Below are 18,313 nucleotides of genomic sequence, written 5' to 3'. Positions count from 1 at the left end.
TGCCGGATCATCAGTCGAAAAGCCGCTCATCATGCTTCGTTTATTGTTCTGGATCGTCGTGATTTTCGCCGCCATCTGGCTGTGGCGTAAATTCAAGGCCCCTGCCGCGTCCTCTCAATCCAATCGCCCACCACGCGAGCAGGACGCCGCGCCGATGGTGCGTTGTGCCCATTGCGGCGTGCATCTGCCGCGCGACCGCGCGCTGAGCGTGCAACAACAGTGGTATTGCAGCCAGGCTCACCTCGAGCAAGGCCCGGGTGCCAGTGATCGCTGAGGCCACCCACGCCGACAGCAAACAGGCGCAGCGCCTGCTGCGCCTTTATCATCTCTACCGTTTAAGCGTCGGCATCACTCTGGTGCTGCTGATCTCCAGCAACATGGACAACCGCCTGCTGACGTCGGCCAACGACGAATTGCTGCGCGGCGGCAGTTGGCTGTACCTGAGTCTCAACATTCTGTTGGTGGTATTCCTCGAGAACACGCGACGGCCGGCGCAACTGTTCAGCCTGGCCCTCGTCGATGTCCTGCTTTTATGCGCTTTGTTCTTTGCTGCCGGTGGCGTTGGCAGTGCGCTGGGCAATCTGCTGATCGTCTCGGTGGCGATCAGCAACACCTTGCTACGCCGGCGCATCGGCCTGTTGATCGCCGCCATCAGCGCGCTGGGCATCATCGGTTCGAGTGTCCTGCTGAGCTTCGATCATCCCCTGAGCGCCAATGAATACCTGCAAGCCGGCACGCTCGGCGCCCTGTGCTTTGCCGCATCATTACTGGTGCAGGGTCTGATCCGGCGCCTGGAGGTCAGTGAAACACTGGCCGAACAACGCGCCAGCGAAGTCGTCGGCCTCGAAGCATTGAACGCATTGATCTTGCAACGCATGCGTACCGGAATTCTGGTGCTCGATGAAGAACGTCGAGTGCAATTGGCCAACCACAGCGCCCAGACCTTACTCGCGCAAACACATTTGCTGGGCCATCTGATCGACGATTACTCGCCGGCTATGGTCGACCGCCTGCAACTGTGGATGAACAATCCGACCCTGCGCCCACAAAGCCTGAAAATTCCCGGCAATGGTCTGGAGTTGCAACCGAGCTTCATCGCGCTGGAACAAAGCCCCAACCAGCAAACCCTGGTATTTCTCGAAGACCTCGCGCAAATCGCCCAGCAGGCTCAGCAACTGAAGCTCGCCGCACTCGGGCGCCTGACCGCCGGCATCTCCCATGAAATCCGCAATCCACTTGGTGCCATCAGTCATGCCGCGCAGCTATTGGCTGAGTCCGAGGAACTCGACAGCGCCGATCGGCGTCTGACGCAGATTATTCAAGATCACTCCCAGCGCATGAACCGAGTCATCGAAAACGTCCTGCAACTGTCCCGCCGCCAGCAGAGCGCGCCACAACGGCTGGATCTCAAGCCGTGGCTGGAAAATTTCGTCGCCGAAAGCCGCGAACAGGCCAGCGAGCGCCAGCAGATTCATCTGCGGATCAATTCAGGGGACTTCACCACGCTGATGGACCCCAATCAGCTCACGCAGATTCTCGACAATCTGTTACGCAATGGCTGGCGCCACAGCGCCCTGCTGCATGATCAAGCCGAAGTCTGGCTGGCCCTGTTCACCGATCCCGACAGCCAGTTGGCGGTCCTCGAAGTGCAGGACAACGGCCCCGGCGTGCCGGCTGATGAGCAGACGCATCTGTTCGAACCGTTCTTCACCACCAGCAGCCAGGGCACCGGCCTTGGGCTTTATCTGTCCCGTGAGCTGTGCGAAAGCAACCAAGCGCGCCTAGACTTTCAATCACGCCAAGGCGGCGGCTGCTTTCGCATCACCTTTGCTCACGGACGGAAACAAAGTTGAATACGAGCCCACGGCAAAAAATCCTCATCGTCGACGACGAACCAGACATCCGCGAACTCCTGGAAATCACCCTGGGACGGATGAAACTCGACACCTGCTGCGCACGCAATCTGGCTGAAGCCCAAGCGCTGCTCAACCGCGAGAGCTTCGATCTGTGCCTGACCGACATGCGCCTGCCCGACGGTACCGGGCTGGAGCTGGTGCAGCATATTCAGCAACGTTATCCACAACTGCCCGTAGCGATGATCACCGCCTATGGCAGCCTGGAAACGGCCATCAACGCCTTGAAAGCCGGGGCTTTCGACTTCCTGACCAAACCGGTCGACCTCACCCGCTTGCGAGAACTGGTCGGCGCCGCCCTGCGCATGCCGGCGGCAGGAGGCAGCTTTACAGCGATTGATCGACGCTTGCTGGGCGACTCGCCACCGATGCGCAGTCTGCGCAAGCAAATCGACAAACTCGCCCGCAGTCAGGCGCCGGTGTATATCAGTGGCGAGTCAGGCAGTGGCAAGGAACTGGTCGCTCGCCTGATCCATGAGCAAGGGCCGCGCGCCAGCCAGCCGTTCGTGCCGGTCAACTGCGGAGCAATCCCTTCGGAGCTGATGGAAAGCGAATTTTTCGGTCACCGCAAAGGCAGTTTCACTGGCGCGGTCGAAGACAAGCCGGGGTTGTTCCAGGCGGCACACGGCGGCACGTTGTTTCTCGATGAAGTGGCGGACTTGCCGTTGTCGATGCAAGTCAAACTGCTGCGGGCGATTCAGGAGAAAGCCGTGCGCAGTGTTGGCGGCCAGCAGGAGAGCGTGGTCGATGTGCGGATTCTCTGCGCCACGCACAAGGATCTCGATGCCGAGGTCGCCGCCGAACGCTTTCGTCAGGACCTTTATTACCGCTTGAACGTGATTGAACTGCGCGTGCCGTCCCTGCGCGAGCGGCGTGATGACATTGAAGTGCTGGCGGCCAATATGCTCAAGCGCTTGGCCAAGGACACCGGCCAACCGCCAGCACGACTGCATCCGCAGGCGCTGGAAGCATTGAAGAACTACCGGTTTCCGGGAAATGTTCGGGAGTTGGAGAACGTTCTCGAACGGGCGCACACCTTGTGCGAAAACCGCACGATCGAAGCTGAAGATTTACGTCTGAGCGAAGGCAACTGCGCGGCAGATGGCGGCATTGCCGATCTGACCCAGATCGACAATCTTGAGGATTATCTGGAGAACGTCGAGAGGAAGCTGATCTTGCAGGCGCTGGAGGAAACGCGCTGGAATCGCACGGCGGCGGCGCAGCGGTTGAGTCTATCGTTCAGGTCGATGCGCTACAGGCTGAAAAAATTAGGCCTGGATTGAGGACCCCTTCGCGAGCAGGCTCGCTCCCACACTGGATTTTTTGAACGACCAAAATCAACTGTGGAAGCGAGCCTGCTCGCGAAAGCGATTTGCCAGGCTCCAGAGATATACCTGACTAAATCCGGCCCTCGGGCGCATACGGCGCCGGATCAATAATCGGCGCCCTTCCCAGCATCACATCGGCAAACAACTGGCACGACGCCGGCGCCAGCACCAGCCCATTGCGGTAATGCCCGCAGTTCAGCCACAACCCGTCAAACCCCGGCACCCGGCCAATATACGGAATGCCCTCCGGCGACCCCGGACGCAACCCCGCCCAGTGCCCGACCACTTCGGCATCGGCCAACGCTGGCAATAACTCCACTGCCGAAGCCTTGAGACTTTCCAGCGCCACATCGGTCGGCGTCTTGTCGTAACCTTCGTGCTCCAGCGTGCTGCCGATCAGGATATGCCCGTCACGACGTGGAATCGCATAACGACCCTTGGCCAAGACCATGCTCGGCAAAAAGTCCGCTGCGCACTTGTAGAGAATCATCTGGCCTTTGACTGGTTCGACCGGCAGCGTCAGATCCAGCGTCTTGAGTAGATCGCCGCTCCACGCACCGGCCGTCAGCACGACCTGATCACCTTTGATCACGCCGTTGGAGGTTTCGACACCGACGACCTGCGCGCCCTCACGGACGAACCCGCTGACCTCGCACTGTTCGTGAATCGTCACGTTCGGCAGTGCCTGCAACGCCGCTTTCAGCGACTTCACCAGACGCGGATTGCGTACGTTGGCGACATCGGCCATGTAGATCGCCCGCGCGAACCCGCCACCGAGCACCGGCACCGCATCATGCGCCGCCGAGATATCCACAGCCCGCAACGGGCGATTTTCCCGATCGGCCCACGCCAGTGCCTCGGCTTCATCGTCCAGGTCCAGCCAGTACAGGCCGGTGGTATGAACTTCAGGATCAACCCCGGTATCGGCAAACAAACGCTCGCCGAGCTGTGGATAAAAGTCCTGCGACCAGTGCGCCAGTGCGGTAACCGCCGGGCTGTAGCGCCACGGATACAACGGCGAAACGATACCGCCGCCCGCCCAGGACGATTCCTGGCCGAGGTTCGAGCGATCGAGCAGCACCACGCTGCGTACTTCGGAGGCGAGGTTGTAGGCGGTCAGCAGGCCAATCACCCCGCCACCGACAATCACCACTTGCTGTTGCCTGGTCATGTTTGTTCCAACCGTAAAAAAGACAGTAGGCGCAAAAGGCACCCGAAAGTAAGCGCCTCAGCGGCCCCAGCAATCCTTGGTGGTCAGCCCGGTGGTCGCGTTGTTCATGCTGCGGACACCGGTGTTGGTCAGGGTGAAATCCCCGCACTTGTCGGTGGCCATGGAGGTACCCGCTTTACGGGTAGCGGTCAGCAGGAAAGTCTGGTCAGCGACGGTCGGGGTAAGGGTGTAGAAATCATTACCCGTGCTCAGACCGGTGATGCCGGTGTAGACATTGTTCTTGGTGTAGAAACGCTCGAGGCTCTGTGCCTGCTCCGAGAGCAGCGATACCACTTCGGCGCGGCGGCCCTTTTTCAGGTACTCGGTATAACTCGGTGCGGCGATGGTGATGACGATCCCGATGATCGCAATCACGATCATGATTTCGATCAGGGTGAAACCACGGTTGGATCTGCGCATGCCTCAAACTCTCACTTACTGTATTTGTCGCCACATGATACGACGGCTGCCACCGCCGCCCTTTTCATTGATTATCGTGAGTTTTCCACTGGTGTCATTCACTCCCTTTTTCGTAGCATTCGGGTTTATAAACGCCACGTTCGGAATGCCGTCAGCGAAACTCACGCCGCTGGAGATTGAGTCATTGCTGTCGACCAAACTATCGCCACCGGTATCAATCACCGCATAGTTGAGCATCTTACCGCTGAACGCCTCGAGTTCGACCAACTTGCCCGTACCAAAACTCGCACAAGGATCGGTGGTATCGACAATGGCCGTGGTGAAGACGATACGGCCAAGCACGATATTCGCTTGATTGATCACCCGTTCCCCGGTCAACACGTTGTTGTAGACCAATGGCAGGTACCAGCCCTTCTCCCCAGGATATGTCGTGTCATTTTGCGTCGTGGTCAGAAACTGCCCGGAGCTGCCAGAAAATGATCCGGTAATCGCCTGCGCCTGCAAACTGCTGACGGTGATGTTCCCTGAACCGCCATCGGCATCCCATACCGAATAGAACGCCTGCAAATCCTTGTTGGTCTTGTCGGCCGTTTCATTGAATTTGCCGGTGCCGACAAAGATCTGTTTGCCGCCCAATGCGTTATCCGCCAGCAGCGGCTGCGCGGTAATCGGCTGTGTCGCCCCGCCCGCCGTGGTGAACAGCGGTTTACCGGAAAACGCCACGCCCCAGCTGTCCGTCGATGTCGCGCTCAGATCGAATTTCCACAACCGCCCTTTCAAGTCGCCGCCGTAAGCGGCCTGCACGACATTCTGCGAGTTGACCTTGAGTTTTACCGAAGACAAACCGTTGGTGGTTTCGGTGCTGTCGATAACGACTTTCTTGATCAACGAACCGTCAAGCGCGTCCAGCACGTAAAGGGCCGCTACGCCTGAATTGCTGCCGTAGCCATTGGCAATGAAGGTAGCCCAACGCCCATTGGCCAAGCGTGCCACTTCCGGGCGGGCGTAGGCGTAACCCAGATCATTGAATACGTTTGCAGTACTGGCGGTGGCCGGCGCGCTGACCTCCCACAAAGCCTTGATCACGTTGCCCGCAGAGGCATCAAACAGTTGCAGCCCATAAAAGGTTTTACCACCGGCACCGGTGCCGCCAATGGCGAGAGTTTTCCAGGCCGTGCCGGATTGCGCGTCGAACACCCCAACTTGACCGTCCACCAAAAACTTGTGGCTGACACCGTTGATGTACAAGGGATCGGCAATCAACCGCAAAGACGGCAATACGCTTGAGGGCATATAGGCGTAGCGGCGTGTGCCGTTGGACGAATTGATAACGCTGACGAATCCGTCGTTGGCATTCACCACCAGACTGGGGTTCATGTTCGCCGCTTTAGTGGTCAGGTAAGAGGTGTAAGTGCTATCGCCGGACAAATCGGAAGCGGTTTTATCTGAAGGCGACGCCAACACCAGTGGAGAGTTGATGATATCGCCGAGCAAAACATTGCGTACCTTAAGCCCGGTTTTGTTGGTGCCTTTGCTCCACTCCACCAGGTCATTGCCGGTAATACCCGTGGGCAGACTCTGGCTGATTGTCGTCTGCTGCGCAGGGGAAAAGTTACCGTAAGTCAGCGTCACGGCGGCGCTGCTCGTGGTGTTCCATGATTGGTACGTCGGCGCAGTCGCCCCCGGCACTATGGTTGTGTCAGTCGTCCAGAGTGCGGTCGAAGTATTCACAACCCCGGCCGACGTAAAACCGAAAGACTTGATGGTGCCTCGCCAATCCTTGGGATCATAAGTGGTTTGGTAAAAACTGCTGCCACTGGTGAGTGTGCCAACGCTGGCAACAGCTGCGCCGCCGGAGCCAGCCTTGGAGGTGATGTCACTCAACGCCGACGACAAGACTGCGTTAAGACCCGTGCTGTCGGTCGCCTGGTAATACTTGCCCTGCCCATAACTGGCGGCGTCAGACAACATGTCGTTATCCGCAGCGAACCCTACTGTGTAGGTGTTCATGTTCTGCTTGGGAAAATCCACCGCGTTCCAGCTCTTGCCCGCCGCGTCCGTACCGGTCGAACGCATGTCGATGTCAAAGGCAAACTTGGCGATGTCATCCAGATACAGCGTATCCCCTTCGTTGTCGCCATTGAGGTTGTTGCCGTCATTGTTGACGCCATCCCAGTTCGGCAAACGGCTGCCGCCCAACGGGTCGTTAGTCGGGAAGGTTCGGTCGAAAGTCGGCAAGCCATCGGTTATCACCACACCATAGTTCTTCTGACAGCGGTACTGAATCGGGCTGGTATAGGTGCTCGGCGTGCTGTTGTAGTACGGCGCCATGCCGCGCATGTAGCGAGTGATCTCGTAATAGGTTTCTGCCAACGGTGTGTTGGCCACGGCGCTCAAGCCGTTGATCGAGGAGGTCAGCGCGTTGTAGTTGGCGTCAGCCTGGGCCTGAGTCACGCTGCCGGACACCGGTGACAGATCGCTGATCGCACGGGCAATGAAACCACCATTCCCCGAGTTGTTGCTGGTGGCCGGATTGAACGTCGACAGGCCGATACGCAACGTTCGGTTACTGCTTACCAGCGCAGTGGAGACATTGCGTGCGACGTTGATGCGATAGTCGTTGGGAATCACCCCGGTGGTGAAATCGCGCGTGCCGTTGTTGATAGCCAGGCCGACCACATAGGAAATGTAATCCCCGGAATAACGCGTGTTGCCGCTGCCCACCGGATCGGGCAGCTTCAGACACAACGGCGCAAGACTGTTGTTGTAGAACGCATAGGCGCCGCCGGAACAGCCTGATGTCGGCAGGCTCGACAGAAAGATCGTGTCGCCGGTGATCGTCGTCGAACTCAGGCACAAGCCCAGCAAGGCGTTGCATTGCCGAGCCGGCGTGCGATCAGCCGTCGGATCGAATCCGGCCGCATAAATAATGCTGTTCATACTCCCCGAATCGTCGATCAGCAGCATGACGTTGGGTGGCACCGCCGCCGCACTCAACAGCGGTGAATCGGAGGGCGTGAACGCATACGCCGGTGCCGCCAGATAAAAGCTCAGCAGCACGCCGATCAGCAGAGACATGCAGCGCTCAATACTTCGCATAAACACTCTCCACCACGCTACGCGAAGTGCCGGCGATGCCGACCGCTGTAATCCGATACAACGTCGCCGAGGTATTGCTCGGCACATTCACCGCCGTCAACGTGGTGCCGATATTCTGCACACCATAGAAACCATTGCCGGCGGCGATCCACGTCACCCCGGAGGTCGAATTGAGCCCCGCAGCGCTGACCACCGAGGACTCCGCTGGCGGCGCGCATTGCGTGATACCGCTGCACACAGCCAACGAATAACTGTCCAGTTGCACCGCACTTTCGCCAATGCGCAACGCCGCTTCAGCAGTCTGGAACGATTGATTGCGCAGGCTCACGCTGCCGGCCATTTTTTCCTGCAGGTTGGCGCTCTGCATCGACGACAGACCAATCAGGGTCAGCAACAACAGGAATACCAGACTGACCAGCAAGACCATGCCGTGCTGCGCCTGACGGGTGTGGAGAGTCATCCTCATCGCCGCGCCCCTCACTGCAAGCGGTTGCGCAAAGCGGCAACCACGTTGAAGGTTTGATTGCGCACCCGGTTGTTCGGGTCGGTGAGGGTCAGGCTCAGGCGCACACTGCGGATGCGCGCCGGATCACTGGGGTTGGCGCTGTAAGTCGAAGCGGCCACATCCGTTGCCGAACTGGCCAGACCGAACATCACGGTGAACGCACTGACGTTGTTCACCAGCACCTGCTGCGCAGGATTGCCGCTGCCGGTGCCCATGAGAATCTGATTGTTGCTGAAGCTGTAGATCAGACGCCGGATCGGGAACGCGATCTGCCCGCTCGCCGGAGAACGCAAGCCGGTATAGGCCGTCGCATTGTTGCGGCAATCGGAAATCACCGTCCAGGTCGGGGTGCCCCCGCCGCTGCCGATATCGGCGGTGACCAACGTCAGCTTCAGGTTGGCATTGTCCCAACTGATCGGCATGACCTGCGCAGCGTTGAAGTCGCCCGCGGAGCTCGAATCGAGGATAGTGCCCAGACAGCCGAACATCCCGACCATGCGAATTTCCTGAATCATTTTGCTCAACACGAACCGCGCATCTTCCTGCATCGCGGCGGCACTGTTCTGGCTGACATAGGTATTTTTCGCCGCGATGAAAATCTGCACCACGCCCAGCACCACGATCAGCCCCAATGCCAAAGCGATAAGTAATTCGATCAGACCGAATCCACGCTGATGGCGCTTCATGGTGTGGCCACCGGGTCGACTGCGGCGCGACTGCTCAGGACGAAACTGCGTTGAGCGCTGGCGGTGTTGGCTGCCCGTGCATCGCTCCAGGTGATCGTTATGGTGTAGACCCGCTGATTGAGGGTGATGCTGCCGGTCGCCGTCGGCCCGCCGAAATTGATGATATTGGTCGAAAAATCGTAGAGATCCTGATCCCGCGCAACGCTGAGATTGCCCGAGGCCGGAGGTGTGACGGTGTAGTCGGCGCCAGAGTTGGCGCGGATGCGGTCCATCATGTCGTAGGCGATGAAACTGGCCTGACTGGTCATCCGTGAACTGTCGGTGTACTTCAGCGCATTCAGTTGTACGGCCGCCGCCCCCAGCAGCCCGACCGTCAGAATCAGCAACGCGACCAGCACTTCGATCAGCGTCATACCCTGCTGTGCGTGTTGACTCCCTGCCCTCATCCGCAAGTTCCACCCAATTGAATTCGTCCGTTCAAACACACGTTCAGCGTCCTGCTTTGCGTTCCCAACGTGTAACTGATGACCACCGCCGTCGACGGTGCTGCCAGACCGCCGAGGTTGTTGAAATCCAGTGCGGTCACTCCTGAGGTTAGCGTCAGAGTTGCGCCGCTGCTCATTGCGGGAACAACCCGCAACACATTGGCCGGAGTGCCAGTACTGTCATAGACCGCCAGTTCACCGTTCCAGACGCTGCCGCCAGCGGTCGGGCGCAGGCGCAGGGTGGTGCCACGGTTGATGGCTTCGAGCCTGGCGAAATTGATTGCCCGTTGCAGGTCGCCCATTTCGGTATCGGCCTTGCTGCCCTGTACCGAACGGGTGAACGCCGGCACCGCCAGAGTGATCAGGATCACGAAGATCGCGACCGCAACCAACAACTCGATCAGCGTGAAACCTTTTGTACGAAGATCCATCGATGCCCTCCGTTGCCGTCGGCTATACCTGCTTCTACACGCTAGAACATTCAACCGACCCGCGTCGGTTGATTGGCCCTGCCCGGCACCCCGAGTGCGCCGTTCATCACACTCCACGGAGGGAGTTTTCATGCCGCAACAGGGGTTCAGCCTGATCGAACTGCTTATGGGACTGGCGATTGGCGTAATTGTTCTGCTGCTGGTCAGTCCGGCGTTTGCCACATTCAGAGAATCGAACCATCGGGACCAGGCTGCGCAATCCTTGCTCGACGGCCTGCGTAACGCTCGCACACTGGCCATCACGCGCAATCAGAGCGTGGTGATTCATGGCATCAACGGCGACTGGAGTCAGGGCTGGCGGATCATTCTGGATATCAGCGGCAAAGGGCCGAAGGACAGCAGCAATCCGTTGCTGCAAGAGCGTGCGAGTGACACGCAGGTGCCGATTGTCGGCAATTGGTCGGTGAGTCGTTACGTACGCTTCAGCAGCCTGGGACAACCGCTGATGCCCGGGCGTGCGTTTCAGGCAGGGACATTACACGTCTGCTCGGCTCGCGAGCCGGTCAGTCAGCGCCAGATTGTGCTGGCGGCGACCGGTCGCGTGCGCCTGAACAGCCAAGAGACTGAGCAGGCGCTGTGTCAAAAAACCGAAAACGTCAGATCGAACGTACGCGCAGCTCTTTAGGCATCGAGAACGTGATGTTCTCTTCGCGACCGGCCAGCTCATCGGCACCAGTGGCACCCCAGGCCTGCAATTGCTGAATCACGCCGCGCACCAGCACTTCCGGCGCGGAGGCACCGGCGGTGATGCCGATACGCTCAACGCCATCGAACCAGCTCTTTTGCAGATCTTCGGCACCGTCGATCAGGTAGGCCGGTGTGGCCATGCGCTCGGCGAGTTCACGCAGACGATTGGAGTTGGAGCTGTTCGGGCTGCCGACCACCAGCACCACGTCGCACTCGTCAGCCAGTTGCTTGACCGCGTCCTGACGGTTTTGCGTGGCGTAGCAAATGTCGTCCTTGCGCGGACCGCCGATGGCCGGGAAGCGCGTGCGCAAGGCATCGATGACACGACTGGTATCGTCCATCGACAGCGTCGTCTGAGTCACGAAAGCCAGTTTTTCCGGGTTGTGCACCTGCAACTCGGCCACGTCTTTCTCGTCTTCGACGAGGTAAATCGCGCCGCCATTGCTGCCGTCGTACTGGCCCATGGTGCCTTCGACTTCCGGGTGACCGGCGTGGCCGATCAGAATGCACTCACGACCGTCGCGGCTGTATTTAGCCACCTCAATGTGCACCTTGGTCACCAGCGGGCAAGTGGCGTCGAATACTTTCAGGCCACGGCCGGCGGCTTCGGTACGCACGGCTTGAGAGACGCCGTGGGCGCTGAAGATCACGATGACGTCGTCCGGCACCTGATCCAGCTCTTCGACGAAGATCGCCCCGCGGCTGCGCAGGTCTTCAACGACGAACTTGTTGTGCACCACTTCATGGCGCACATAGATCGGTGGCCCGAAGACTTCCAGGGCGCGGTTGACGATTTCGATCGCCCGGTCCACGCCGGCGCAGAAGCCACGGGGGTTGGCGAGTTTGATTTGCATGCTGTGCCTCGTGTCTTGCGCGCAAGAAATAGCGAAAACGGTGGAAAACATTGTGGGAGCGAGCCTGCTCGCGAAGGCAGTGTGTCAGACAACAGCTATGTTGAATGTCAGTCAGCATTCGCGAGCAGGCTCGCTCCCACATTTTGACCCGTGTGCGGTCAGTTACAGCGCTTTGACGGAAATGATTTCCACGTCAAAGGTCAGCGTCTTGCCCGACAGCGGGTGATTGAAGTCGATGGTCACTTGCGTGTCGTCGAACTCTTTCACCACACCCGGCAGCTCAGTATTGGCCGCATCATTGAAGATCACCAGCAAACCCGGTGACAACTCCATATCGACGAACTGCGAACGCGGGATGATCTGCACGTTCTGCGGGTTTGGCTGACCGAAAGCGTTTTCCGGCTCGACGGTCAGCGTGCGCTTGTCGCCGGCCTTGAAGCCGAACAGCGCCGCTTCAAAACCCGGCAGCAGGTTGCCGTCGCCGACCTTGAAGGTCGCCGGGGCTTTGTCGAACGTACTATCGACGGTGTCGCCGTTCTCCAGGCGCAATGCAAAGTGCAAGGTGACTTCCGTGTTCTGGCCGATGCGTTGCTCAGCCAATACCTGTTCAGTCATGAACGGCTTCTCCGGTCTTTTTACTTTTGAACATATCCAGTGCCAGCATCACCGCACCAACAGTGATGGCGCTGTCAGCGAAGTTGAACGCCGGGAAGTACCAGCGGTTCTGCCAGTGCACCAGAATGAAATCGATCACATGGCCCAAGGCAATGCGGTCATACAGATTGCCTAGCGCACCACCCAGCACCAGCGCCAAAGCGACGGCCAGCCAGGTTTCGTTGCGGCCCAGGCGCTTGAGCCAGACCACCAGCACCGCACTGACCACAATCGCGATCAGGGCGAACAACCAGCGCTGCCAGCCGGAACTGTCAGCCAGGAAGCTGAACGCCGCACCGGTGTTGTAAGCCAGGGTCCAGCTGAAGTAATCAGGAATGATCACGATCTGCTGGAACATTTCGAGCTTGCCTTCGAAGTAGAACTTGCTGGCCTGGTCGATGACCAGAACCAGCAAACTCAACCACAGCCAGCTCAACCGTCCAAAACGGCCAACGGCATTAGGCATAGTGACGAACCTCGCCAGCGCCGCTGATGTTGTCGACGCAACGACCGCAGATTTCCGGATGCTCCGGGTTCACACCGACGTCTTCGCGGCAGTGCCAGCAACGGGCGCACTTCGGGAAGGCCGATTTGACGATCTTCAGCTTCAGGCCGCTGACTTCAGTCACTACCGCATCGGCCGGAGCCTGAACGAACGGCGCAACGCTGGCAGTCGAAGTGATCAGAACAAAGCGCAGTTCGTTGCTCAGTTTGGCCAGGTCGGAGCTCAGGGCGTCTTCGGCGTACAGGGTCACTTCGGCTTGCAGGTTGCCACCGACCGCTTTCGCTGCGCGCTGGATTTCCATTTCTTTGTTGACCGCTACCTTGACCGCCATGACGCGTTCCCAGTAGTCGCGGCCAAGTTCAACGTCAGCCGGCAGTTCGGTCAGGCCTTCGTACCAGGTGTTGAGCATCACCGACTCGTTACGCTCGCCCGGCAGGTATTCCCACAGTTCGTCGGCGGTGAAAGCGAGGATCGGCGCGATCCAGCGCACCAGCGCTTCGGAGATGTGGAACAGCGCGGTTTGCGCCGAACGGCGGGCCTTGCTGTTGGCGCCAGTGGTGTACTGACGGTCCTTGATGATGTCGAGGTAGAAACCACCCAGCTCCTGCACGCAGAAGTTGTGGATCTTCGAGTAGACGTTCCAGAAACGGTATTCGCCGTAGTGCTCTTGCAGCTCGCGTTGCAGCAGCAAGGTGCGGTCGACCGCCCAACGATCCAGCGCGAGCATTTCTTCAGCCGGCAGGATGTCGGTGGCCGGGTTGAAACCGCTCAGGTTCGAAAGCAGGAAGCGCGCGGTGTTACGGATACGACGATAGGCGTCCGCACTGCGTTGCAGAATCTGGTCGGAAACCGCCATCTCGCCGGAGTAGTCGGTCGATGCAACCCACAGACGCATGATGTCGGCGCCGAGGGTGTCGTTGACTTTCTGCGGCGCGATCACGTTGCCCAGTGACTTGGACATCTTGCGACCGGCCTCGTCGACGGTGAAACCGTGGGTCAGCAGTTCGCGGTATGGCGCGTGGTTGTCGATAGCGCAACCGGTCAGCAGCGACGAGTGGAACCAGCCACGGTGCTGGTCGGAACCTTCCAGGTAGAGATCGGCACGCGGGCCGCTCTCGTGGCCCATCGGGTGCGAACCGCGCAGGACGTGCCAGTGCGTGGTCCCCGAATCGAACCAGACGTCGAGGGTGTCGCTGATCTTGTCGTACAGCGGCGCTTCGTCACCGAGCAGCTCGGCAGCGTCCATCTTGAACCAGGCTTCGATGCCTTCGACTTCAACGCGCTTGGCGACTTCTTCCATCAGCTCGACGGTACGTGGGTGCAGTTCGCCGCTTTCCTTGTTGAGGAAGAACGGAATCGGCACGCCCCAGTTGCGTTGACGCGAGATGCACCAGTCCGGGCGGTTGGCAATCATCGAGTGCAGACGCGCCTGGCCCCAGGCCGGGACGAACTTGGTATCTTCAATGGCTTTGAGCGAGCGCACACGCAGGGTGTCGCCGCTGGTTGGCTCTTTGTCCATACCAATGAACCACTGCGCGGTGGCGCGGTAGATCAGCGGAGTCTTGTGGCGCCAGCAGTGCATGTAGCTGTGTTCGATGACGGTGGTGTGCATCAACGCACCGACTTCGGTCAGCTTGTCGACGATGGCCGGGTTGGCCTTCCAGATAAACTGGCCGCCGAAGAACTCCAGCGACGGCACATAAACGCCGTTGCTTTGTACTGGATTGAGGATGTCGTCGTTGACCATGCCGTACTTTTTGCAGGTCACGAAGTCGTCCACGCCGTAGGCCGGAGCGGAGTGAACCACGCCGGTACCAGCGCCCAGTTCGACGTAGTCAGCCAGGTACACAGGCGACAGACGATCATAGAACGGGTGACGGAAGTTGATCAGCTCCAGCTCTTTGCCGGTGGTAGTGGCGATGACCGAACCTTCCAGGCTGTAACGAGCAAGGCAAGCTTCAACCAGCTCTTCAGCCAGCACCAGTAGCTTGTCGCCGACATCAACCAGCGCGTAGTTGAATTCCGGGTGCACGTTCAGCGCCTGGTTGGCCGGGATGGTCCACGGGGTGGTGGTCCAGATCACGATCGACGCAGGCTTGCCCAGCGACGGCAGACCGAACGCGGCAGCCAGTTTGGCTTCGTCAGCGATCGGGAAGGCGACGTCGATGGTCGAGGATTTCTTGTTCTCGTACTCGACTTCCGCTTCAGCCAGGGCCGAACCGCAGTCGAAGCACCAGTTCACAGGCTTGAGGCCCTTGAACACGAAACCGCCCTTGACGATTTCAGCCAAAGCGCGGATTTCACCGGCCTCGTTCTTGAAATCCATGGTCTTGTACGGGTTGGCCCAGTCGCCCAGCACGCCGAGACGGATGAATTCGGACTTCTGCCCTTCGATCTGCTCGGTGGCGTAGGCACGGCACAGTTCGCGGGTCTTGTCCGCGCCCAGATTTTTGCCGTGGGTCACTTCAACCTTGTGCTCGATCGGCAGGCCGTGGCAGTCCCAACCCGGAACGTACGGCGCGTCGAAGCCCGACAGGGTCTTCGAGCGGATGATCATGTCCTTGAGAATCTTGTTCAGTGCGTGACCGATGTGGATCGTGCCGTTGGCATACGGAGGGCCGTCATGCAGAACGAACTTCGGACGATCCTTGCCAATCTCGCGCAACTTTCCGTACAGGCCAATACTGTCCCAGCGCTGCAGGATCTGCGGTTCGCGCTGTGGCAGGCCGGCCTTCATTGGGAAGGCGGTGTCCGGAAGGTTAAGCGTGGCTTTATAGTCGGTCATTTAAGGCTCTTCATTAGCGATGGGCGCTAGGTGCGGCTAGTGCACGGGCGGTGGCGACATCCGCATTGATCGCCGTTTTCAATGCCTCCAGGGAGGCGAAGCGCTGCTCTTCACGCAGCTTTTGGTGGAAAACCACCGTCAAACGCCGGTCATACAGATCGCCGGCAAAATCTAAAAGATGGACTTCAAGGTGGGCCTTGCCATCACCTTGCACTGTGGGCCGCACGCCGATATTGGCGACACCAGGCCAGGTCTTGCCGTCGATATCGACATTCACCAGATACACCCCGGTGAACGGCACGCGACGACGCTTGAGTTGAATGTTGGCAGTGGGCGTACCCAGTTGCCGGGCCAGTTTCTGGCCGTGCAGCACTCGACCGACAATGCGGTACGGGCGGCCGAGCAAACGTTCGGCCAAGGCAAAATCGGCGGCGGCCAGCGCGTTGCGCACTTGCGTGCTGCTGACGCGAATCCCGTCCAGCTCGACGGTTTGCGCGGCTTCGACGGTAAAACCGTGCATCTGCCCGGCCTGCAACAGGAAGTCAAAATCGCCGAGACGGTCGCAACCAAAACGGAAATCGTCACCGACTTCCAGATGCTGCACGCCGAGGCCATCAACGAGGATGGTGTCGACGAATTCACTGGCGCTGAGTTTGCTCAGACGCTGGTTGAAGGCCAGGCACAACACCCGGTCGACGCCTTCGGCGGCCAGCAGTTGCAGCTTGTCGCGCAACCGGGCCAGACGCGCCGGCGCGGTCTCGGGGGCAAAGAATTCCCGTGGCTGCGGCTCGAAAATCACCACGCAGCTGGGTACGCCCAACTCGAGCGCACGCTCACGCAGTCGGGCCAGGATAGCCTGGTGACCACGGTGAACACCGTCAAAGTTGCCAATAGTGGCGACGCAGCCCCGATGCTGGGGGCGCAAGTTGTGGAGGCCTCGAACCAGCTGCATAACGCGCTTCTTGCTCATAAAGTGGTCGATTATAACCACACCCGACGGCCGACGACAGGCAACACCGTAACGCAAAGTGAACGAGCCGACAAAACTGCCGGCCCGCGCCTGTTTATATAGGGTAAAACCTCAGCTCAAGGCCTTGCGATTGAAGTCACGCAAGCGGAAACCGAGCAGCAGCAACATACCGAAATAGGACACCACGCCCGCCGCGACCAATGCGCCCAGACGCAGGAAGCGCTCAAGCATGTGCCCTTGATCCCACGCTGGCATGAAATGCATGCCGAGCAGCAACACTGCCGACATCACCGCCACGGCGATAACCAGTTTGAATCCGAACCTGGCCCAGCCCGGCTGCGGCTGATACATCTGTTGTTTGCGCAGTTGATAGAACAACAACCCAGCGTTGAGACAGGCACCGGCACTGATCGCCAGGGCCAGACCGGCGTGAGCCAGAGGGCCAATCAGCACCAGGTTGAACAACTGGGTAACCACCAGCGTGAAGATTGCTATTTTCACCGGCGTACGGATGTTCTGTTGCGCATAAAAGCCCGGGGCGAGCACTTTGATCACGATTATCCCGAGTAAGCCAACAGAATAAGCAATCAGCGCACGCTGAGTCATTTCAGCGTCGAAACCACTGAACTGCCCGTACTGAAACAGCGAAACAGTCAGCGGCTCAGCGAGAATCCCCAGCGCCAGCGAGCATGGCAGCACCAATACAAAGCACAAACGCAGACCCCAATCGAGAATCCGCGAATACTCGTGGCGGTCCTTGCTTGCATAGGTTTTAGCCAATGTTGGCAGCAGAATCGTCCCTAATGCCACGCCGAGTACGCCGGAAGGCAACTCCATCAAGCGGTCGGCGTAATACATCCACGACACTGAGCCTGCGACCAGAAACGAGGCGAAGATGGTGTTGATGATCAGCGAGATCTGGCTGACCGACACGCCGAGAATCGCCGGCAGCATCTGTTTCATCACGCGCCAGACGCCGGTATCACGCAGATTGAGGCGCGGCAGCACCAGCATGCCGATCTTTTTCAGGTGCGGCAGTTGATAGAGCAACTGCGCCAGACCACCGACCAGCACCGCCCAGCCCAGCGCCATCACCGGCGGGTCAAAGTACGGCGTGAGAAACAGCGAAAACACGATCATGCTGACGTTCAGCAGAGTAGGCACGAAGGTCGGCACCGAGAAACGGTTCCAGGTATTGAGAATCGCGCCCGCCAACGAGGACAGGGAGATCAGCAATATATAGGGGAAGGTCACCCGCAGCAGATCGGAAGTGAGCTGGAATTTTTCCGGCGTATCGGTAAAACCCGGGGCCGTGGCCCAGATCACCCAGGGCGCGGCGATCATGCCCAACGCAGTGACTACCGCTAACACCAGCGTCAGCAAGCCCGAAACGTAAGCAATGAAAGTACGAGTCGCCTCTTCGCCCTGCTGGCTTTTGTATTCAGCAAGAATCGGTACAAAAGCCTGAGAGAAAGCGCCCTCGGCAAAAATCCTGCGCAGCAGATTGGGCAATTTGAAGGCAATAAAGAAGGCGTCCGTCGCCATCCCGGCGCCGAATGTACGAGCAATCAGCGTGTCACGGACAAACCCCAGAATCCGGGAAAGCATCGTGATAGAGCTGACGGCGGCCAACGATTTGAGCAGATTCATTGAGGGAATTTGTGCCTGTCGATAAACAGCAGGCGAACAAAGCGCCTACTTGTGCGATACTCCGCGCCGCA

General features: G+C 59.1%; 17 protein-coding genes. 4 read left to right on the top strand and 13 right to left on the bottom strand.

The window, feature by feature from the left end; genetic code table 11:
• Positions 1 to 31: 31 nt before the first annotated feature.
• The 3 genes from ACOYXE_RS26980 to ACOYXE_RS26970 are packed head-to-tail and all read left to right on the top strand — an operon-like array spanning position 32 to position 3,196.
• Positions 32 to 274 carry a PP0621 family protein gene (locus ACOYXE_RS26980; RefSeq protein WP_405122849.1) on the top strand — a complete coding sequence of 81 codons (243 nt, stop codon included), beginning with the start codon at positions 32 to 34 and terminating at the stop codon, positions 272 to 274.
• Positions 264 to 1,853: an ATP-binding protein gene (locus tag ACOYXE_RS26975; RefSeq protein ID WP_460929889.1), complete on the top strand. Its 1,590-nt coding sequence runs from the start codon at positions 264 to 266 to the stop codon at positions 1,851 to 1,853. Before ACOYXE_RS26980 ends, ACOYXE_RS26975 begins: the two co-directional genes overlap by 11 nt.
• Positions 1,850 to 3,196: a sigma-54-dependent transcriptional regulator gene (locus tag ACOYXE_RS26970; RefSeq protein WP_460926929.1), complete on the top strand. Its 1,347-nt coding sequence runs from the start codon at positions 1,850 to 1,852 to the stop codon at positions 3,194 to 3,196. Before ACOYXE_RS26975 ends, ACOYXE_RS26970 begins: the two co-directional genes overlap by 4 nt.
• Positions 3,197 to 3,311: 115 nt before the next feature.
• On the opposite strand, the gene thiO is transcribed toward ACOYXE_RS26970, so the two are convergent.
• Genes thiO through ACOYXE_RS26935 form a run of 7 tightly spaced genes read right to left on the bottom strand, consistent with a single transcriptional unit; the run spans position 3,312 to position 10,077 of the window.
• Positions 3,312 to 4,412, bottom strand: a complete 1,101-nt coding sequence (gene thiO, locus ACOYXE_RS26965) for a glycine oxidase ThiO (protein WP_160059472.1) — start codon at positions 4,410 to 4,412, stop codon at positions 3,312 to 3,314.
• 57 nt (positions 4,413 to 4,469) lie between these two features.
• Entirely contained in the window at positions 4,470 to 4,871 is a 402-nt protein-coding gene (locus ACOYXE_RS26960; protein ID WP_160059473.1) for a type IV pilin protein, read from the bottom strand.
• 15 nt (positions 4,872 to 4,886) lie between these two features.
• Positions 4,887 to 7,970: a pilus assembly protein gene (locus tag ACOYXE_RS26955; RefSeq protein WP_460926926.1), complete on the bottom strand. Its 3,084-nt coding sequence runs from the start codon at positions 7,968 to 7,970 to the stop codon at positions 4,887 to 4,889.
• Positions 7,957 to 8,436, bottom strand: a complete 480-nt coding sequence (locus tag ACOYXE_RS26950; RefSeq protein ID WP_160059475.1) for a pilus assembly PilX family protein — start codon at positions 8,434 to 8,436, stop codon at positions 7,957 to 7,959. Before ACOYXE_RS26950 ends, ACOYXE_RS26955 begins: the two co-directional genes overlap by 14 nt.
• 11 nt (positions 8,437 to 8,447) lie before the next feature.
• Positions 8,448 to 9,161 carry a PilW family protein gene (locus ACOYXE_RS26945; RefSeq protein ID WP_405122845.1) on the bottom strand — a complete coding sequence of 238 codons (714 nt, stop codon included), beginning with the start codon at positions 9,159 to 9,161 and terminating at the stop codon, positions 8,448 to 8,450.
• The gene (pilV, locus tag ACOYXE_RS26940) at positions 9,158 to 9,607 is read right to left on the bottom strand and encodes a type IV pilus modification protein PilV (protein WP_160059477.1); all 450 of its coding nucleotides are present in this window, start codon (positions 9,605 to 9,607) and stop codon (positions 9,158 to 9,160) included. Before pilV ends, ACOYXE_RS26945 begins: the two co-directional genes overlap by 4 nt.
• Positions 9,604 to 10,077 carry a GspH/FimT family pseudopilin gene (locus ACOYXE_RS26935; protein ID WP_160059478.1) on the bottom strand — a complete coding sequence of 158 codons (474 nt, stop codon included), beginning with the start codon at positions 10,075 to 10,077 and terminating at the stop codon, positions 9,604 to 9,606. Before ACOYXE_RS26935 ends, pilV begins: the two co-directional genes overlap by 4 nt.
• A 130-nt stretch (positions 10,078 to 10,207) precedes the next feature.
• Here ACOYXE_RS26935 and ACOYXE_RS26930 point away from each other — a divergent pair, with 130 nt between their 5' ends.
• A complete protein-coding gene (locus ACOYXE_RS26930) occupies positions 10,208 to 10,762 on the top strand; it encodes a GspH/FimT family pseudopilin (RefSeq protein WP_460926923.1) in 555 nt (184 codons plus the stop codon).
• Here ACOYXE_RS26930 and ispH read toward each other — a convergent pair.
• The 6 genes from ispH to murJ all read right to left on the bottom strand — a co-directional run bounded on the left by ispH (position 10,734) and on the right by murJ (position 18,242).
• Positions 10,734 to 11,678 carry a 4-hydroxy-3-methylbut-2-enyl diphosphate reductase gene (gene ispH / locus ACOYXE_RS26925; RefSeq protein ID WP_034153853.1) on the bottom strand — a complete coding sequence of 315 codons (945 nt, stop codon included), beginning with the start codon at positions 11,676 to 11,678 and terminating at the stop codon, positions 10,734 to 10,736. The two genes, ACOYXE_RS26930 and ispH, sit on opposite strands and share 29 nt — an antisense overlap.
• Before the next feature lie 162 nt (positions 11,679 to 11,840).
• Positions 11,841 to 12,278: an FKBP-type peptidyl-prolyl cis-trans isomerase gene (gene fkpB / locus ACOYXE_RS26920; protein WP_174244532.1), complete on the bottom strand. Its 438-nt coding sequence runs from the start codon at positions 12,276 to 12,278 to the stop codon at positions 11,841 to 11,843.
• Positions 12,279 to 12,285: 7 nt separating this feature from the next.
• Positions 12,286 to 12,798 carry a signal peptidase II gene (lspA, locus tag ACOYXE_RS26915; protein WP_007909836.1) on the bottom strand — a complete coding sequence of 171 codons (513 nt, stop codon included), beginning with the start codon at positions 12,796 to 12,798 and terminating at the stop codon, positions 12,286 to 12,288.
• Positions 12,791 to 15,622 carry an isoleucine--tRNA ligase gene (ileS, locus tag ACOYXE_RS26910; RefSeq protein WP_460926920.1) on the bottom strand — a complete coding sequence of 944 codons (2,832 nt, stop codon included), beginning with the start codon at positions 15,620 to 15,622 and terminating at the stop codon, positions 12,791 to 12,793. The genes lspA and ileS overlap by 8 nt, the downstream gene beginning before the upstream one ends.
• 13 nt (positions 15,623 to 15,635) lie before the next feature.
• The gene (gene ribF, locus ACOYXE_RS26905) at positions 15,636 to 16,574 is read right to left on the bottom strand and encodes a bifunctional riboflavin kinase/FAD synthetase (RefSeq protein WP_460926918.1); all 939 of its coding nucleotides are present in this window, start codon (positions 16,572 to 16,574) and stop codon (positions 15,636 to 15,638) included.
• Between the two features lie 129 nt (positions 16,575 to 16,703).
• Positions 16,704 to 18,242, bottom strand: coding sequence for a murein biosynthesis integral membrane protein MurJ (murJ, locus tag ACOYXE_RS26900; protein ID WP_460926916.1), 1,539 nt, complete (start codon positions 18,240 to 18,242; stop codon positions 16,704 to 16,706).
• Positions 18,243 to 18,313: the final 71 nt, after the last annotated feature.

It is taken from the genome of Pseudomonas sp. MC6 (genome assembly GCF_054790575.1).
Note: the sequence above shows the minus strand (reverse complement) of the source record. Positions and strands in the feature narration are given on the sequence as shown.

What these genes read in the sequence shown, in the direction of transcription:
- ribF (WP_460926918.1), bottom strand. Translation starts at nt 16,574, where the DNA reads ATGCAGCTGGTTCGAGGCCTCCACAACTTGCGCCCCCAGCATCGGGGC.
- murJ (WP_460926916.1), bottom strand. Translation starts at nt 18,242, where the DNA reads ATGAATCTGCTCAAATCGTTGGCCGCCGTCAGCTCTATCACGATGCTT.
- ACOYXE_RS26980 (WP_405122849.1), top strand. Translation starts at nt 32, where the DNA reads ATGCTTCGTTTATTGTTCTGGATCGTCGTGATTTTCGCCGCCATCTGG.
- ACOYXE_RS26930 (WP_460926923.1), top strand. Translation starts at nt 10,208, where the DNA reads ATGCCGCAACAGGGGTTCAGCCTGATCGAACTGCTTATGGGACTGGCG.
- lspA (WP_007909836.1), bottom strand. Translation starts at nt 12,798, where the DNA reads ATGCCTAATGCCGTTGGCCGTTTTGGACGGTTGAGCTGGCTGTGGTTG.
- ACOYXE_RS26950 (WP_160059475.1), bottom strand. Translation starts at nt 8,436, where the DNA reads ATGAGGATGACTCTCCACACCCGTCAGGCGCAGCACGGCATGGTCTTG.
- ileS (WP_460926920.1), bottom strand. Translation starts at nt 15,622, where the DNA reads ATGACCGACTATAAAGCCACGCTTAACCTTCCGGACACCGCCTTCCCA.
- ACOYXE_RS26945 (WP_405122845.1), bottom strand. Translation starts at nt 9,161, where the DNA reads ATGAAGCGCCATCAGCGTGGATTCGGTCTGATCGAATTACTTATCGCT.
- ACOYXE_RS26935 (WP_160059478.1), bottom strand. Translation starts at nt 10,077, where the DNA reads ATGGATCTTCGTACAAAAGGTTTCACGCTGATCGAGTTGTTGGTTGCG.
- ACOYXE_RS26960 (WP_160059473.1), bottom strand. Translation starts at nt 4,871, where the DNA reads ATGCGCAGATCCAACCGTGGTTTCACCCTGATCGAAATCATGATCGTG.
- pilV (WP_160059477.1), bottom strand. Translation starts at nt 9,607, where the DNA reads ATGAGGGCAGGGAGTCAACACGCACAGCAGGGTATGACGCTGATCGAA.
- ACOYXE_RS26955 (WP_460926926.1), bottom strand. Translation starts at nt 7,970, where the DNA reads ATGCGAAGTATTGAGCGCTGCATGTCTCTGCTGATCGGCGTGCTGCTG.
- thiO (WP_160059472.1), bottom strand. Translation starts at nt 4,412, where the DNA reads ATGACCAGGCAACAGCAAGTGGTGATTGTCGGTGGCGGGGTGATTGGC.
- ispH (WP_034153853.1), bottom strand. Translation starts at nt 11,678, where the DNA reads ATGCAAATCAAACTCGCCAACCCCCGTGGCTTCTGCGCCGGCGTGGAC.